Genomic DNA, 14,799 nt, shown 5'->3' with positions numbered 1-14,799 from the left:
TCGACGTGCTCCCCGCCTGGGCACTCCCGCAAGCACTCGGGGAGAGCCTCGATCTCGGCGGGCAGTCCAATCCTGGATTGTGCGTCCGTTCGGTCGATCAGTCGACGGGTTCGCTCGTGCATCAGATGCACGAGCGAACCATCCGACGCCTTCCTACCCGGTACCGAATTCACGACGGAACGGCACACGGCGTCGGCTACGGATTCTGCCGCGTCAGACGTGAGTTCGACGCGAGCACGTCGCACCACCAGTGGCCGGATCGCACGATACAACCTGGCTTTCGACTCGGTGCCGCCGTTTCGTGCGGCAACCTCCAGATCATCGAGCACATCATGGCGTTGTAACTGCGTCATCGCGACCGGTTGTCGCCTTTCTGTATTGCTTGCCGAGCGTTGAAATCGCACGTCCGCTCTGCCCGAAACACAAGCGTCGGGCCCCGCACTCTCTTGCAGTCGAAGCTCGAACCCTGACGGCGGGCTGCACTGGCTCTGTCAACCGGCCGGCAATCTCGAAACAGACCGAACCCCTTGAACTGCAAGGGAAGTAACGACACTCGAATTCGGAACAACGACGAGCGTAGGATCAAAAAGGTGCGCACCGACGGCGATACCTGGGACATTGTCAGCAGCGTCGGCCTGACCGCGCTGGGAGTGGCCGCGTTTCGCGCAATAGAGTCACGTCGCGCCGATGCCCTGATCGAAGACTCCTATGCTCCATGGTTTGTCGAAGCCGCAGGGGAACCGCATTTCATCGCACTATTGGACGACCCGTCGTCGCTGGACGACCTCCCACTGTCCGGCTTCATGGGTATCGGCATGGGCATCAGAACCAAATTTTTCGACGAGTTCTTTCTTGCCGCCGCCCGATCCGGAGTCACCCAATCGGTCATTCTGGCAGCCGGGTTGGACGCGCGGGCCTATCGGTTGGATTGGCCTACCGGCACTGCGGTTTTCGAAGTTGATCAACGTCAGGTACTGAATTTCAAAGATCGGGTACTGACCGAACACGGAGCAGAACCGACAGCGAACCGTTACGCAGTGTCCACCGATCTGCGCGATGACTGGCCTGCCGCCCTCGAGACGTCAGGGTTCGATCGGGCCAAGCCGTCGGCGTGGTCGGCAGAAGGACTGCTGGCCTACCTTCCCGGCACCGCACATGACGCGCTGTTCGAGAGAATCGACGAACTCTCGTCGCCCGGAAGTCGAATTGCCTTGAACTACTTCCCCTCCGGGATGGACGGCAAACGATTTGCCGAGATCAGAGCAAAGTACTTCAAGAAAGATCCTTTCGGCGGCTTGGATTTATCCGCCTTGTTCTACGACGACCAGCGCGCCGACCCCGAACAGTGGTTGACCGACCGAGATTGGTCGGTTCAGTGCCGCGACACCCTTGAACTGGCAGACGAGTACGGCCAACCGATCCCGGAACTTCCACCTGAACTTGCCGATTTGTCGAAACGCTCAGGCTATCTGACGGCCACGAAATAGCACCCGCTCAGAGCGTCTTGATCAAGCCACCGTCGATGACAAAATCCGCGCCCGTGATGTTTGCGGCACGGCCTCCGGCGAGGAATACCACCAGATCCGCAACTTCCTCCGGATCCGTGAATCGGCCTGTCTCCGAGCCCGCGGCTGCGCTGTCCACGATGTCGCGAGCACTGACTCCAGCGACCCCGGCGAGCGTCGACGCGACCCCGTCCGACCCGAGCCACAACGCCGTCCGCACAGGTCCCGGGCTCACCGTGTTCACCCGGATACCCTGCGGTGCCAACTCTTTCGACAGCGATTTGCTCAGGTTGGTCAACGCGGCTTTTGCTGCGCTGTAGTCGATCACCGCTGGGTCCGGAAGAAACGCATTCACCGAACTGACCGTCACGATGCTCCCACTGCCGGCCGTCATCGAAGGCAGAGCAGCCCGAATCATCCTCACCGCGGACATGAACGTTACGCGCAGTGACGCATCCCAGTCGGCATCGGTGACACTGAGAAATCCCTCTGTCCGCGGCGTCACCGCGCCCACGTTGTTGATCAGTATGTCGATACCGCCGTGCTCCGCCGCTGCCGCAGCCAATGCCGGTGGACCGTCCGCACTTGCCAGGTCGACGGCAACGAACGTGACACCGTCACCAGCCTCGAGTTTCGTGATTTCTGCCGTGCGTGTTCGTGAACCCGCGATCACGTGGGCGCCTTCTTCTGCCAATGCCTGGGTGATCGCAAGACCGATGCCCTTACCTGCACCGGTGACAACCGCGGTCTTCCCTTTCAACAGTAGATCCATCGAACCGGCTCCCGTCCGACCGGTCGCAATCCGGCTTCGGCCGTAGAGTCTCCATTGCGATCGGCAAATAAACCTGGCGCCGGTAAGGCTTGAACCTCACTTTTCGGAGGAAATCCCAAAGTATGAACTCAGGGGTGATTTCTCCGTAAATCGTTGGCAAACGCCCCCGATGCGCCGTATTGTTTTCGACGCACGCCCCGGCGTGCTGGGACTCGTTGACGCTCATGGAGATGTTGGCAAGACCAATCGGAGGCAGGTCCTGCACTCCCACAGGGTGTGGGGCCTGTCCTCGATCTGGCGAACATCCCAGCTAAGATCGATTAAGTTGCCCGGTGCAATGCCGGCGCCGTTCAGTACCAGTGCCGTTCAGTACCAGTGCCGATCAGTACCAGTGCCGTCGACCACCGACCGCCCGTCCTGTCGAACCCAGCACGAACAAGATCAACCCGATTACCAAGAGGACAACTCCGATTGTCCACAGAATCGGAATGTTCAAGAGAAATCCGATCAGCAGCAGGATGATTCCGAGAATAATCATGGCAGTCTCTTCCGACGACAAGCCCGGCACACATATGACGGCACTCTAAGTGCGGCTACCCCGCCCACTTGCGTTTCATACCCGCTCTGACCGGGTATTTCGACAGTCCCCACGTAGCACGGCTGAGGAATCGAGCGGTTCCATGCGACGGATCGTGACTCTGATCGTTTTGATCTGGCTTGTCGTCGGCGCCATTGCGGCCGGACAGCGCGGCTACTACAGCAACTCTCCGTCCAACTGCGCCGGCGTGGGCACCATCGCCTTGACCGTGGTTGCGGGGCCTCTGAACTACTTCGGGATCAATCCCAAGATTACGGATTGCACTCTGCCGCAACCCAGTTCCTGATGGAAGGCAGACTCGGCGGTCGTCGACAACGCCACCACTGCCCAAAGTCGGTGCCTGACGCCGAAGGCAGTCAGCGCCAGGCACCGGGTTCTGGCGTGGGGGTGGTGCAGGCTTCCCACTGCACCATCCCCACGAGGAGCAACACTAGCAATAATCGAACAAATGTGCGAGCCGAATGGAAAGTTCATTGCAGTGGGCCATACGCGCCCGCTCCGAAACCGGAACTGATCAGCATCAACACCATCAGACCCCACCCGGCCCCCTGCCAAATGGGCCACACCCCGCCCCGTTTCCACACCCGATACGTCTGAGCAAAGGCGATCAGCCCACCAACCAGGAAGACCGCCGCCGGCGCGAAGGCAAGGGTGCCAAGCCCCGACGACCTGTCGACCAGCAGCAACGAACACAGCGTCGCAAGCGCAATCGCGATCACCACACACGTGAAGGTCATCGCCCTACGGAACTCTTCCGGATCCGACCACCGTTTCTCGGTATCCATCGCTGAGTTGCGGCGCCGAGCCGACATGACCTGCTCCCTCCCCGAGACCTGGCGTGAATCTGCGGTCAATCGGATTGGATACCCCGCCCTCGTGTCGAATCAACCTCGAGCGGGTACGCGAGCCAAGAGGAGCAATCAGATACGACGACTACTACTGAGAGGAGTCGCCATGCATGCTGCGCGGCTGAAGAAGGTCGGTTCGAGCGAAGGACCGTTTGCCTCGGTGTACTTCGAGGACGTCCGCAATCGTGAAAACTCACGTGAACTCTTCGAGTTGGAGTGGCGTTCGATGCGCGGCCAACTGTCCAAACAGGGGGCGCCCGACGCATTGATCGAACAGTTCGACAGCGTGAAGGACAATCACCACGGAATTTCGGGCCGGGCCGGACGCGCGCTGGTGATCACGCCCGTCGAAGTTCTGCTCGACGACATCATGCTCGAACCGACAGCATCGACTATCGTGACGGTCGGTTCGTTGCCTTATCTGATTCCGCTCGTCGCACATGGCCACGACACCGAACCGTTCATCCTCGCCAAGGTCGATCACACCGGCGCCGATCTCTGCGTGCGCGACGCGCGCGGACGGGACGTCTACGGCGAGTCCGTCGACGGCGACGGATTCCCCGTGCACAAAGCCCGGGTGGGTGGCCCTGACCGTTACATCGACACCCAGTCCCTGGCGCAGGAGAACGTGCGAAAGAACTTGACCCAGGCCGCAACTCGTACCGCTGCCTTGGCACGCGAACACAAGGTCCAGTTGGTGCTGATCATCGGTGAAGTGCAGTCCCGCACAGCATTCGCGCAGTACCTTCCGTCGTCACTGCGCACTGTGGAGATCGAGCGTGGATCGCGCGCAGGTTCCTCTCCGGCGGATGTAGCCAAAGCCATTCGCGAACTCATCGACACCGAACGGTTGCGGCGAATGGACGCCGAAACCGAACGCTTCATGGCAGGTCAGGGCCGAGACACCGAACTCTCGGTCGACGGCACTGCCCGCGTGCTCGATGCCCTGGAACAGGGCAAAGTCGAGACTCTGCTCTTCACCGATCCTGACGACAAGGAAGTATCCAGCAATTCACTCTTTGCGCCCGCGAATCGACTACTCCCCTATCTGGCGATCCGAACCGGGGCGGAACTGATCCAGGTCGACGAACGCCTCACTCTCGCAGACGGATACGGAGCGATACTGAGGCATCCGTGACGTTGGCATCGTGACGCTCTCCGTCACCGTGACGCGTGTCGACCCTGCGAATCCGGGAACCCGTCGGCAATAGCGGCGACCAACTCGAGATAGGCGCGCGCAGTGCGTTTGTTCAACAACTTCAGATCGATGGGGCCACCCTCGCCGAGATGATCGTCGTACGGCAGGGTGCACACCGCCCGAACTCCGCGCTGGGCAAACACTTCCTCGAGTTGGTCGAGATCGAGCGACGACGATCCGGGCCGCGTTGCGTTGATCGCAACCACCGACCTGCTCACCAGGTCGCCGTAGCCGTGTTTGGTCAGCCAACTCAATGTGGCGGCGGCGCTACGCGCTCCGTCCTGAGCCGTCGGACTGACCACCACCAAGGCGTCGGCCTCGTCGAGGATTCCGTACATCGCCGAGTGCATGATGCCGGTGCCACAGTCGGTGATGAGGATGTTGTAGTGCACCTCGAGGATGCGCAAGGTATCGAGGTAGTCCTGCTCGTTGAACGACTCCGATGTTTCCGGATCCGCTTCGCTGGCAAGGATTTCCAACCGACTGTCACCCTGTGACGTGTAGTACCGCACATCGCTGTACGTTCGAATATCACTGTCTGCCAACAGATCACGAACAGTGAGATGATGCTCGCGATGTTCCCGATCAGCGAGCGTACCCAGATCAGGGTTGGCATCGATCGCAACAATCCGATCACCACGGATCGACGCAAACGTGGAGCCGACGGTCTTTGCCGCCGTCGTCTTTCCCACCCCACCCTTGAGCGAGATGAACGCGATCTTGTACACGCCGCGCACAGTCCGATTGGCCCGGCGGACCAGCGCCTGATGCTCGAGTTCCACCGCAGACTGCCCGGTGTTGATCCGCCCGCCCGAAAGCTTGAACAGCAGAGCGCCGAAACCATGTTCGGGCGGACGCTTGGCGCGCTTGATGATATCCAAGTCGTCGACGGAGGTCATCGCCTGTGGTGTCGACGTTCGGAAGTCGGTCGGCTCGTCGCGTCGCGCTTGCCGCATCCGTTGACTGGGAAGAGGTTTGACGGGAACCCCGTCACTTTGCGGCAAGTCGAAGTTCGGCGTAAAGGTAACGGTTCGAACCGAATTCGCGTAGGAGTCCTCGGAGCCGCTCAGCAGATCATCCGTCTCGGTTGTACCGGAACCGTTCTGTGTAGATCCACCATTGAAACCGTTGTTATCGCTGCGCACCGTTTTCCTAGGTCAAGGTCGAATCAATTCGGACATCACGTGTCGGACGCTATCACTCCGTGGCCGCCTTGGCCTGCCGTTGATACCGCCGACGCGGGGCGATTTGTTACACAACACAGTTCGATGACTTTGGTCCTGGAAACTCCCGATCGTCCAGCAAATCCGTGGGCATACCTGTTGTCCGGTACGTATTGCGCCAGAAGGCATCCGAAATACCGGACCGCAATGCATGGGCAAAGCAGATCCACTTCACAACCGAACAACCGTCCAACTTGCGCCGCTACTAACCTCGGTAGTAGGAGCCTGTATCCTTTGCACCTATGACCTCCCGCCTCGCCGATGTCGCGCAGTTGCGCGGCGCCTTCGTCGGCGGCACGTCGGGCGCGGTCTCTCTCGCCGCCCACGCACTCGGCGGTGGTGGCATGGCGCCGCCGCAAAGCGCCGTGGTCTTGCTGATCCTCGCCTGCGCGAGCGTCGGTGCTGTGGTTTCTTCCATCGATATTCGTCGCTCTCCCGCCCTTGCCCTGGTACTCATGCTCGCTGCGGGGCAGGCGATCGGCCACACGACACTGGTCGTTGCCTCGGACCACACGCACGGCGTTGTTCCGTCACTCCCGATGCTCGCAGCGCATATCGCTGCGGTCGGCGTCTGCGCGGCAGCGATCCGCGGCGCTGAACGCGGCTACGTCGTTGCTGCGTCCACGGTCGCGACAATCGTCGCAGTCCTGCTGCGGCCCTGGGCGCCGCAGCCGCCATCCGTAACCACGCGCACTCGATATCGCGCCAAAGTTGTTCTCCGCCAACTTCTCACCTCTGGCGAAGGCACTCGCGGCCCGCCGGCATTCGTGTAACTCCTTTCCTTCCCTTTTCTTTTGCGCACGAAATCCCGTGCGCCACATTGCTGTGCGCCTTTATTAACCGCCCGCGGTTAACAAAGGCGCACAGCGGGATCGAGTACACGCATGTCCGCACCCGAAACGGAGCGCGCACAGCCGCACGCTTCCAACGACAGTTCTCCGCCGACGAAGAAGGCCGCCGGCGCCAGACCACTGATCCTGCGTCTGCACTTCTACGCCGGAATCCTCATCGGACCGTTCATCCTCGTCGCGGCGTTGAGCGGTGGCCTCTACGCGGTGGCGCCCAGCATCGAGAATTTTGTCTACAGCGACTACCTACAGACCGACAGCACCGGACAGGTCGCATCGCTGAATGATCAGATCCGGTCAGCTCAGCAGTACCGTCCCGATCTGACGGTCTCGGCAGTCCGCCCCTCCCCGGCCGCCGGGGAAACCACCAGAGTTCTGTTCACCGATCCATCTCTCGGCGAGTCCGAAAGGCTCGCTGTTTTCGTGGACCCGGTACTGGCTCAACCGGTCGGTGAGTTGGCGGTGTACGGCAGCAGCGGCTCACTGCCGGTCCGAACCTGGATTTCCCAACTCCACCGCAACCTTCATCTCGGCGAACCAGGACGCCTGTACAGCGAACTGGCCGCGTCATGGATGTGGGTGGTTGCCCTGGGCGGTGTCTACCTCTGGTTCCGCCGGTACCGCACCACCCGCAACGCTCGCCTGCTCACCGTCGATCGAACGTCCGCCGGGCGGAGTCGAACGTTGAACTGGCACGGAGTTGTCGGTGTCTGGATCGCGGTGGGGTTGGTCTTCCTCTCGGCAACGGGGCTCACGTGGTCGACCTACGCCGGTGAGAACGTCGGCAACCTGAGAACTGCACTGAGTTGGACCACTCCTTCGGTGGTCAAGACACTCGGTGACGCTCCCGCGCGGCCTTCCGGCGGGCACGAAGGCCACGACATGGCCCCCGCCGCCATCGGCACGCTGACCGACACCAACGTCGGACGCGTCGACACCGTCCTCGGTATCGCGAGGTACAACGGGATCACCGGACCGGTCGAAGTATCCATTCCCGCCGACGCCGAGACGGCGTTCACCGTCGCCCAAACGCGTCAACCCTGGGTCTACAGCAACAATGCCATCGCAATCGACGGAGCAACGCAGTCAGTCACCGACGAACTGTGGTTCGCGGATTGGCCACTCGCAGCTAAACTTTCGGCCTGGGGAATCCAGCTCCACATGGGACTCCTCTTCGGTCTCGCCAATCAGATCGCGCTCGCTGCACTGGCGCTCGCGCTGGCAAGCGTTGTCGTTCGCGGCTACATCCTGTGGTGGCGTCGACGACCTACGCGAGGCTCGGACTGGGCAGTGGGCCGAGTACCCGCGCGCGGCGGCATCAGAAACCTGTCCCCGATCGGCGTTGTTGCCATGATCGCTGTCACCGCCCTGATCGGCTGGTTCGTTCCGCTACTCGGCATCAGCCTGATCGCGTTCCTCCTGATCGACCTTTCCGTCGCGGCACTGCGACGCCGCCCAACCCTCTGACACTCGAACTACGGAGATACACATGTCTTTTCGCACCACACTCTTCACTGCTGCCGCGTTGACGGCGGCCCTGGCGCCGGCCGGATGTTCGACTGATTCCGGCAAGGAAACCGAAGCCGCACAATCCATCACAATCGCAGATCAATGGGTCAAAGCCGCGCCGGACGGTATGAGCGCGGCATTTGCCGAACTCGTCAATTCCAGCGACAAGGACGTTCGAGTAGTCTCGGCAACCAGTCCGGCGTCTGCCCGCGTCGAACTGCACGAAGTTGTGACCGGCGATGCCGGAACGATGACAATGCGTCCCAAGGACGGCGGCTTCCGGGTTCCCGCCAACAGTTCCGCCAGCCTGGTGCCCGGCGGCGATCACCTGATGTTCCTGGAACTCGCGGGGCCGCTGCTCCCCGGTGCCGAAACCGACGTCACCCTGATCTACGACGACGGTTCCAGTTCCACCTTCACGGCCCAGATCCGCGACTTCTCCGGCAATCAGGAGAACTACGACCCCAATCACGGTGGCTGAGAACAGCAACCCTCGACTGAGCCGGCGGCGCCTCTTCGGCGGTGGCGCCGCCGCGCTTGCGGTCGCGGGAACAACGTGGGGTGCAGCAACTCTGGCAAGGGCAGACGAACCATCACCCGGCAAAGCCGTGGTTCCGTTTCACGGCATCCATCAGGGCGGCGTCAGCACCCCGCCGCAAGCACACTCCACCCTTGTCGGCTTCGACCTGCGACCGGGAGTCGACCGGGCCGCCGTCATCGGAATCATGAAGATGTGGACAGCCGACGCTGCTCGCCTCACCGCGGGAATACCCGCCCTTGCCGATACCGAGAAGGAATTGGCGGTTGATCCGTCGCGGCTGACCATCACCGTCGGCTACGGGCCTGGACTGTTCACAAAACTGGGACTACAAGATCGAGCGCCCGACTGGTTCACGCCACTGCCGAGCTACGCGATCGACCGGCTCGAAGATCGCTGGGGCGCAACGGATCTTCTCCTGCAGATCTGCAGCGACGACCCTGTCACCGTCGCACATGCAGTGCGGGTACTGACCAAGAACGTCCGCTCCCTGACCTCGATCCGGTGGACGCAGAAAGGGTTTCGCAGCGCTCGGGGAACAACACCCGAGGGAACAACCATGCGCAATCTCATGGGCCAGGTCGACGGTACCGTCAACCCGGCACCGGGGACCGGAGATTTCGACTCCCTGGTGTGGTGTGACGGCTCCGATCAGCCCTGGCTGTCCGGGGGAACGTCGTTGGTGCTCCGGAGAATTCGGATGGAGATGGATACGTGGGACGAACTCGATCGACCGGCGCGTGAACTCACGATGGGGCGCACGTTGTCGAACGGCGCTCCGTTGACCGGGTCCAACGAGTTCGACGACGCTGATTTCACCGCTACCGACAGGTTCGGTATCCCGGTGATTCCGCCGGGATCACACATCGCACGCTCCCATCGAATGCACGACGGGGAGCAGTTCTTCCGTCGGGCCTACAACTACGACGACCCACCGGAAGGCGAGGAAACGTCCAACTCCGGACTGATCTTCGCAGCGTTCCAACGGGACATCGCAGCGCAGTACCTGCCAGTTCAGCAGCGACTGAGTGACTTCGACGCACTCAACGAGTGGACAACGCCGATCGGTTCGGCCGTCTATCTCATTCCGCCCGGATGCGAGGAAAACGACTACCTCGGTAGTAGTTTGCTGAAGTGACCGGCACTACCGGACTGAAGAGGTTGGGCTCCGGACGAACTCCGGAGCCCAACCTCTTCTCACTTCTTGCGCGGACCTGGCATCGCCGCACCGGGGCGAGCGGTGGTCAGTCGCGTGACCCAACCGCTGACCGGCCACTTCTTGAGTCCGACGTTGTGCGGGGTGATTTCGGTACCGACATACTTGGCCGCCAGCTCGTCGTCGACGTCGCCGGTGAAGCGCCACAGCATGCTGCCGTCGGCGTTGCGAGTGGACACCTCCCACGACTGAGCCCGGAAAGCACCACGAATAATGCTGTCGGCAAAGACGAGTACGGGAATCCCGGCTTCGGCACGCACTGCGGCACCGGCTGCCCATTCCGCCCTGGCGAGTTCGTAGATCTCTTCTGCGGTGGCGCCGGCGCGAGCAGAACCCGGAACATGCAGCACCACACTGGGTGTCGGCAATTCCGGTGCCGGATCGGCGGAATAGCGCAGGGCGATTTCCTCGACACGGGTTGCCCGCAGATCCTTGTCCGTGACCTCCCCCGCAAGGTTGGTCAGGGTATCCCCGGCCTCGCTGATCCGAAGTGCCTCGACGATGCCACTGACCACCGCGCCGGCCGTGCCGGGCGCATCCGCACCGGACACGCTGCGCAGGAGAACGTAGTGCTCGACTGCGGAACCGGCGTCGTAGATCTCGCGGATACGTGAAATCTTTGCCGCGGTCACTCCGGGCGTCTCCGTTGGGCCGGAAGCGCCTTCGAGGTTGTCGAGTTCACCGAGTGCCTCGAAAACCGAAGCGAATACCTGGTTGCCGGTGCCGTGACCGACGTGGAACACCTGATTGTTACGCGGGTCACGCAACGCGAATACGTACTCTCCCAAGCGCTTTCCGACCTTCTCGGAAAAAGGTTGCGGAGCCGGCTTACGGACGAGCACCTCAGTGGACAGCGTCCGCATCACCGCTAGACGAAGCGCGTCCGGCACACTCGTCGACGCTGCGGCTCCCGAGAAGATGGCGGCCGACGCCGAACTGATCGACGTGAACGTGCGACCGACCTGCTTCTCGAGCGAGGCACACACGATGCCGACTGCACCGAGCCTCGAGTCGAGGGTGCCTTCGCCCTCGGCGAGAAACTCCTTGATCAACGGTGCTACGAGCAGGGTGGGGCTGATACCACGCGGAACTGTCCAGACAATAGCCATGCCACGAGCCTAGGCGATCACAAGAAGCTCCGAGGTCAGTCGCACGTCATCGGGACATTTCCGACCAGCGGGACTAGCCGATACGGCGGCACAGCAACACCACAGAATCGGAACATGAACAGATTTGAAGGCAAGGTGGCCATCATCACCGGCGGGTCTCAGGGAATGGGAGAAGCGACCGCCCGACTCCTCGCAGCGGAAGGCGCGACGGTTGTCATCGGTGACGTGCTCGACGAGAAGGGCGCCGCGGTCGCGGCCGATATCGGCGGTGTCTTCCACCATCTCGACGTCAGCAGCGAATCCGATTGGGTGAGCCTCGTCGAAGCCACGACCTCCCGGTTCGGCACCGTCGACGTCCTGATCAACAATGCGGGCATGCTGGCCTTTGCCGCTGTCGAGGACATCGACGTCGCGGCCGTCGAGAAGCTCTTCTCGGTCAACGTCATCGGCGCAATGCTGGGCGCCAAGACTGTTGTGCCCGTCATGAAGAAGGCCGCGCGCGGCGTGATCGTCAACATTTCGTCCGTCGACGGCCTGCGCGGTGTGAACGGCCTGAGCGCGTACACCGCCAGCAAATGGGCGGTCCGCGGACTCACCAAGACGCAGGCGCTGGAACTCGGGCCGTCGGGCATCCGTGTCTGCTCGGTGCATCCCGGTGGCGTCGACACCCAACTGGGCAATCCACTGGGACGTACTGGCGACGACCTGCAAAAGCCGTACGGTCAGGTTCCGTTGCGGCGAATCGGGCTCCCCGACGAGGTCGCCCGGGTAACGGCCTTCGCTGCCAGCGACGATGCAAGCTACATGTCCGGAGCCGAATTGGCCGTCGACGGCGGTTGGTCGGCCGGCACCTACTACCCCGGATTGCCCGGCAGCTGACGCACTAAGATCGATGGTTCCTCACACATCCGAGAAAAGGGACCGGCACTTCCATCATGACCTTGCTCGTGCGCGGTATCGAATGGTCTGATCCGGCAGCTCCACGTATCCGCCTCGTCGACGACACAACCGGCGACACCACGTTCATCACCCACACGTCGGCATTCCGATTTTCCGTGGACGAGCGACGGGGACGGCGGTGCCTCGGGTGGCGTGATATGACGGCCGACGGTCCCGGTTACCTCCCGTGCGATCGAGGCGCGAAGGTGACCAGCGGACGCCAATGTGACCGGTGCAGAAATCGCGAAGGATTCACGAGCGTTCACCAGGCCCACGTGAACGGTGCGCACATTCACCCGAATGTGCGCACCTATCTCACCCAGCCGCAATGGCTGTACATCGACATCTTCGCGGGTGGCCGAATGAAAGTGGGGACGGCGTCACAGTTCCGCAAGTACCCGCGCGTCGCAGAGCAAGGCGCCGCAGCCGCCGTCTACGTCGCCGGTTCGACGGACGGTTACAACATCCGAACTCTCGAAGCGGACGTGTCGAGGCAGTTTCATCTGAGCCAGGCGATCCGCACGTCACGCAAACTCGAAGCACTGACGAGCCGAACCGACACCGCCGAGTTGCGTAACGAGTTGCAGCAGTTCGTCGTCTCGAACCGAGAAGAGCTGTCCTACATCGGATCCGGAATCGACGGGATCGAGATTTTCGAACAGCCGGAGGTGTGGACGCCACCGGCCTGCTCGCAGATCGTTTTCGACGCCACCCCGGCGCTGATGTATCCCCACACCTTCGACTCGGGTGAACACTCGCTGTATCTCGAAGGCCTGACCGGGCCGGTGGCGCTGCTGCGCACCGATACCGACCCGGCATCCCCTCGCTTTGTCGCAGACATCTCAGCACTCGTCGGGCGCACCGTCACAGTGGGCAACTTCGACTCGCCTGGCGTCGCAATTCAAGAGTCTCTGTTCTGAAAACCCGTCAGCAGCTTCCCGCGACCGCCGCACTGAATCCACGCGTCACTTCTGCCTGCTCGTCGGCAGAGAGTGTCGACCATTCGGGGTAAGCCTGGATCGACGTCAACATGTCGTTCGCCAGCGACTCACGAGTCAGTCCGATGTCGTCGCCTGATTCGTCGATTGCCTGCTGGTATCCGTCGAGGAACTTGAGGACGTCGTTGCAGGCTTGCTCGTAGGTGCGCGGAAGCCCCGCTGCTGGGGCGCCTTCGGTAGCGGTGCCTTCGGTGGCAGTGCCTTCGGTGGCAGTGCCTTCGGTAGCAGTCGCCGGCGCGGTGGACGTCAGAGTCCCCACTTCGGTCGGTGTCCCACCATCGGAACCGCAGGCCACCAGCGCCGTCAATGAACAGGCTCCGATGAACCCGACAATCGTTTTCTTCATCTCCTCAGAATGCCAGAGCGGACCCGGCGTCCGACCCACAGACTCCCGGCCCTGAGTGCGTCGCCGTGATAGCCTTGCATAGCTGCATGATAACTAGGGGTTGGTTCTCCGCAGTCTCCCGCCCGATTCGGGCAGGAATAATCGTCAGAGATTCGTCTCAAAAGGGGTAGAAGCTTATGGGACTGTTTCGCCGACGCGGAGCCCGAGAAGAAGACGACGATCGTGAGCAGAGCCTCGATCGCGAAGCCCCTGGTTATGCCGTGTGGTTCTCGAATGTGTCCGATGCGGAGGGCCAACCCATTCCGTACAAACGCCCACTGACTTCGCCGGTCTATCCACAACTGCAGCCGCCGCCACTCGACTCTCCGGCGTTGGTTCCGCCACCGCTTTCCGGTTCCGCGGGCGAGTGGCTGACCGCCGATCGCATCAGTGAGGCCGAAACGATAAATGTGCAGCTATCGGCACATTACGGACCTATTTCCCAAAATCTACAAAGTGGACAAGGCCCTCGTACATCGGATTCGACCCACCCTCCCGTCCCACCGAACAACGTACCGATGACTTCACCGCCGAAGCATCAACTGGAGTCGCAGCGCACCCCTGCGCCCTATCCCACACCTCACAAAGGAGAAGCAATGAGCAACATCGACAAGATCCTCGGCGAACTGATGCGGATCGACGGTGCCACCGGTGCCGCTGTCGTCGATGCTGACAGCGGCATGGTGCTCGGCATGGCGGGCAACCCGTCCTTCAGCCTCGAATACGCCGGCGCCGGAAACTCCGAAGTTGTGCGCGCCAAGCTCCGCACGATGAGTAACTTGGGAATTACCGACACCCTCGAAGACATCCTGATCACCTTGACCACCCAGTACCATCTCATCCGCGTGATCGAGACGCCCGGAATGTCTACCCTTTTCGTGTACCTCGTCCTCGAACGCTCGCGCGCAAACCTGGCACTGGCCCGCCACAAGCTGGGCGAGCAGACGCCCAAGATCGAGATCTGAACAAACTTCCCCCCGTTTTCCCGAGCGAACGTACCTTTCGACGCATCCAAGGCGACGAAAGGTACGTTCGCTCGGTCGGTTTCGGTCCACTTCGTCCGCTTCAGACCGAAATGTCGCGAATGACATACTTGTAGTTCGTCTCTTCGAA

General features: G+C 61.7%; 17 protein-coding genes. 11 read left to right on the top strand and 6 right to left on the bottom strand.

Translation table 11 applies throughout. The features are described from left to right. Positions 1-5: 5 nt before the first annotated feature. Together ACFRFQ_RS00850 and ACFRFQ_RS00845 are read left to right on the top strand one after the other, a co-directional pair. Positions 6-344, top strand: coding sequence for a hypothetical protein (locus ACFRFQ_RS00850; RefSeq protein ID WP_378651879.1), 339 nt, complete (start codon positions 6-8; stop codon positions 342-344). A gap of 246 nt (positions 345-590) precedes the next feature. Then, on the top strand, positions 591-1,487 hold the full coding sequence (locus tag ACFRFQ_RS00845) for a class I SAM-dependent methyltransferase (RefSeq protein ID WP_378651877.1): 897 nt from the start codon (positions 591-593) through the stop codon (positions 1,485-1,487). A 7-nt stretch (positions 1,488-1,494) separates the two neighbouring features. Here the strand turns inward: ACFRFQ_RS00845 and ACFRFQ_RS00840 are convergent, their stop codons facing one another. Beyond that, a complete protein-coding gene (locus ACFRFQ_RS00840; RefSeq protein WP_378651874.1) occupies positions 1,495-2,277 on the bottom strand; it encodes an oxidoreductase in 783 nt (260 codons plus the stop codon). A gap of 382 nt (positions 2,278-2,659) precedes the next feature. Then, a complete protein-coding gene (locus tag ACFRFQ_RS00835; protein ID WP_092803415.1) occupies positions 2,660-2,815 on the bottom strand; it encodes a DUF6131 family protein in 156 nt (51 codons plus the stop codon). Between the two features lie 142 nt (positions 2,816-2,957). Between ACFRFQ_RS00835 and ACFRFQ_RS00830 the strand changes: the two genes are divergently transcribed. After that, a complete protein-coding gene (locus ACFRFQ_RS00830) occupies positions 2,958-3,161 on the top strand; it encodes a hypothetical protein (RefSeq protein WP_378651871.1) in 204 nt (67 codons plus the stop codon). Positions 3,162-3,345: 184 nt separating this feature from the next. On the opposite strand, the gene ACFRFQ_RS00825 is transcribed toward ACFRFQ_RS00830, so the two are convergent. Beyond that, positions 3,346-3,687 carry a hypothetical protein gene (locus ACFRFQ_RS00825; RefSeq protein WP_378651868.1) on the bottom strand — a complete coding sequence of 114 codons (342 nt, stop codon included), beginning with the start codon at positions 3,685-3,687 and terminating at the stop codon, positions 3,346-3,348. Positions 3,688-3,829: 142 nt separating this feature from the next. Here ACFRFQ_RS00825 and ACFRFQ_RS00820 point away from each other — a divergent pair, with 142 nt between their 5' ends. Continuing rightward, positions 3,830-4,861, top strand: coding sequence for a hypothetical protein (locus ACFRFQ_RS00820; RefSeq protein ID WP_378651865.1), 1,032 nt, complete (start codon positions 3,830-3,832; stop codon positions 4,859-4,861). A 23-nt stretch (positions 4,862-4,884) separates the two neighbouring features. On the opposite strand, the gene ACFRFQ_RS00815 is transcribed toward ACFRFQ_RS00820, so the two are convergent. Next, positions 4,885-6,066: a MinD/ParA family protein gene (locus ACFRFQ_RS00815; protein ID WP_378651863.1), complete on the bottom strand. Its 1,182-nt coding sequence runs from the start codon at positions 6,064-6,066 to the stop codon at positions 4,885-4,887. Positions 6,067-6,386: 320 nt separating this feature from the next. On the opposite strand from ACFRFQ_RS00815, the gene ACFRFQ_RS00810 reads away from it, so the two are divergent. The 4 genes from ACFRFQ_RS00810 to ACFRFQ_RS00795 all read left to right on the top strand — a co-directional run bounded on the left by ACFRFQ_RS00810 (position 6,387) and on the right by ACFRFQ_RS00795 (position 10,177). Next, entirely contained in the window at positions 6,387-6,917 is a 531-nt protein-coding gene (locus ACFRFQ_RS00810) for a hypothetical protein (RefSeq protein ID WP_378651860.1), read from the top strand. Between the two features lie 111 nt (positions 6,918-7,028). Beyond that, positions 7,029-8,459: a PepSY-associated TM helix domain-containing protein gene (locus ACFRFQ_RS00805; protein WP_378651857.1), complete on the top strand. Its 1,431-nt coding sequence runs from the start codon at positions 7,029-7,031 to the stop codon at positions 8,457-8,459. 22 nt (positions 8,460-8,481) lie between these two features. Then, positions 8,482-8,982 carry a copper chaperone PCu(A)C gene (locus ACFRFQ_RS00800; protein WP_378651854.1) on the top strand — a complete coding sequence of 167 codons (501 nt, stop codon included), beginning with the start codon at positions 8,482-8,484 and terminating at the stop codon, positions 8,980-8,982. Further along, positions 8,975-10,177, top strand: coding sequence for a Dyp-type peroxidase (locus ACFRFQ_RS00795; RefSeq protein WP_378651851.1), 1,203 nt, complete (start codon positions 8,975-8,977; stop codon positions 10,175-10,177). The genes ACFRFQ_RS00800 and ACFRFQ_RS00795 overlap by 8 nt, the downstream gene beginning before the upstream one ends. Before the next feature lie 59 nt (positions 10,178-10,236). On the opposite strand, the gene ACFRFQ_RS00790 is transcribed toward ACFRFQ_RS00795, so the two are convergent. Then, complete coding sequence (locus ACFRFQ_RS00790; RefSeq protein WP_378651849.1) at positions 10,237-11,364, bottom strand: GIY-YIG nuclease family protein; 1,128 nt, start codon at positions 11,362-11,364, stop codon at positions 10,237-10,239. A 114-nt stretch (positions 11,365-11,478) separates the two neighbouring features. Between ACFRFQ_RS00790 and ACFRFQ_RS00785 the strand changes: the two genes are divergently transcribed. Beyond that, complete coding sequence (locus ACFRFQ_RS00785; RefSeq protein ID WP_378651846.1) at positions 11,479-12,243, top strand: SDR family NAD(P)-dependent oxidoreductase; 765 nt, start codon at positions 11,479-11,481, stop codon at positions 12,241-12,243. 56 nt (positions 12,244-12,299) lie between these two features. Next, positions 12,300-13,223, top strand: coding sequence for a DUF2797 domain-containing protein (locus ACFRFQ_RS00780; RefSeq protein ID WP_378651844.1), 924 nt, complete (start codon positions 12,300-12,302; stop codon positions 13,221-13,223). Positions 13,224-13,230: 7 nt separating this feature from the next. Here the strand turns inward: ACFRFQ_RS00780 and ACFRFQ_RS00775 are convergent, their stop codons facing one another. Next, entirely contained in the window at positions 13,231-13,647 is a 417-nt protein-coding gene (locus ACFRFQ_RS00775) for a hypothetical protein (protein WP_378651841.1), read from the bottom strand. Positions 13,648-14,282: 635 nt separating this feature from the next. Here ACFRFQ_RS00775 and ACFRFQ_RS00770 point away from each other — a divergent pair. Next, a complete protein-coding gene (locus tag ACFRFQ_RS00770; RefSeq protein WP_378651839.1) occupies positions 14,283-14,651 on the top strand; it encodes a hypothetical protein in 369 nt (122 codons plus the stop codon). Positions 14,652-14,799 lie beyond the last annotated feature (148 nt).

The sequence above is a fragment of the Rhodococcus sp. NPDC056743 genome, from assembly GCF_042790355.1.
Classification (GTDB): domain Bacteria; phylum Actinomycetota; class Actinomycetes; order Mycobacteriales; family Mycobacteriaceae; genus Rhodococcus_F.
Note: the sequence above shows the minus strand (reverse complement) of the source record. Positions and strands in the feature narration are given on the sequence as shown.

Coding starts and splice junctions, on each gene's coding strand:
- ACFRFQ_RS00830 (WP_378651871.1), top strand. CDS start 2,958: ATGCGACGGATCGTGACTCTGATCGTTTTGATCTGGCTTGTCGTCGGC.
- ACFRFQ_RS00825 (WP_378651868.1), bottom strand. CDS start 3,687: ATGTCGGCTCGGCGCCGCAACTCAGCGATGGATACCGAGAAACGGTGG.
- ACFRFQ_RS00840 (WP_378651874.1), bottom strand. CDS start 2,277: ATGGATCTACTGTTGAAAGGGAAGACCGCGGTTGTCACCGGTGCAGGT.
- ACFRFQ_RS00800 (WP_378651854.1), top strand. CDS start 8,482: ATGTCTTTTCGCACCACACTCTTCACTGCTGCCGCGTTGACGGCGGCC.
- ACFRFQ_RS00820 (WP_378651865.1), top strand. CDS start 3,830: ATGCATGCTGCGCGGCTGAAGAAGGTCGGTTCGAGCGAAGGACCGTTT.
- ACFRFQ_RS00775 (WP_378651841.1), bottom strand. CDS start 13,647: ATGAAGAAAACGATTGTCGGGTTCATCGGAGCCTGTTCATTGACGGCG.
- ACFRFQ_RS00785 (WP_378651846.1), top strand. CDS start 11,479: ATGAACAGATTTGAAGGCAAGGTGGCCATCATCACCGGCGGGTCTCAG.
- ACFRFQ_RS00770 (WP_378651839.1), top strand. CDS start 14,283: ATGAGCAACATCGACAAGATCCTCGGCGAACTGATGCGGATCGACGGT.
- ACFRFQ_RS00805 (WP_378651857.1), top strand. CDS start 7,029: ATGTCCGCACCCGAAACGGAGCGCGCACAGCCGCACGCTTCCAACGAC.
- ACFRFQ_RS00790 (WP_378651849.1), bottom strand. CDS start 11,364: ATGGCTATTGTCTGGACAGTTCCGCGTGGTATCAGCCCCACCCTGCTC.
- ACFRFQ_RS00780 (WP_378651844.1), top strand. CDS start 12,300: ATGACCTTGCTCGTGCGCGGTATCGAATGGTCTGATCCGGCAGCTCCA.
- ACFRFQ_RS00835 (WP_092803415.1), bottom strand. CDS start 2,815: ATGATTATTCTCGGAATCATCCTGCTGCTGATCGGATTTCTCTTGAAC.
- ACFRFQ_RS00810 (WP_378651860.1), top strand. CDS start 6,387: ATGACCTCCCGCCTCGCCGATGTCGCGCAGTTGCGCGGCGCCTTCGTC.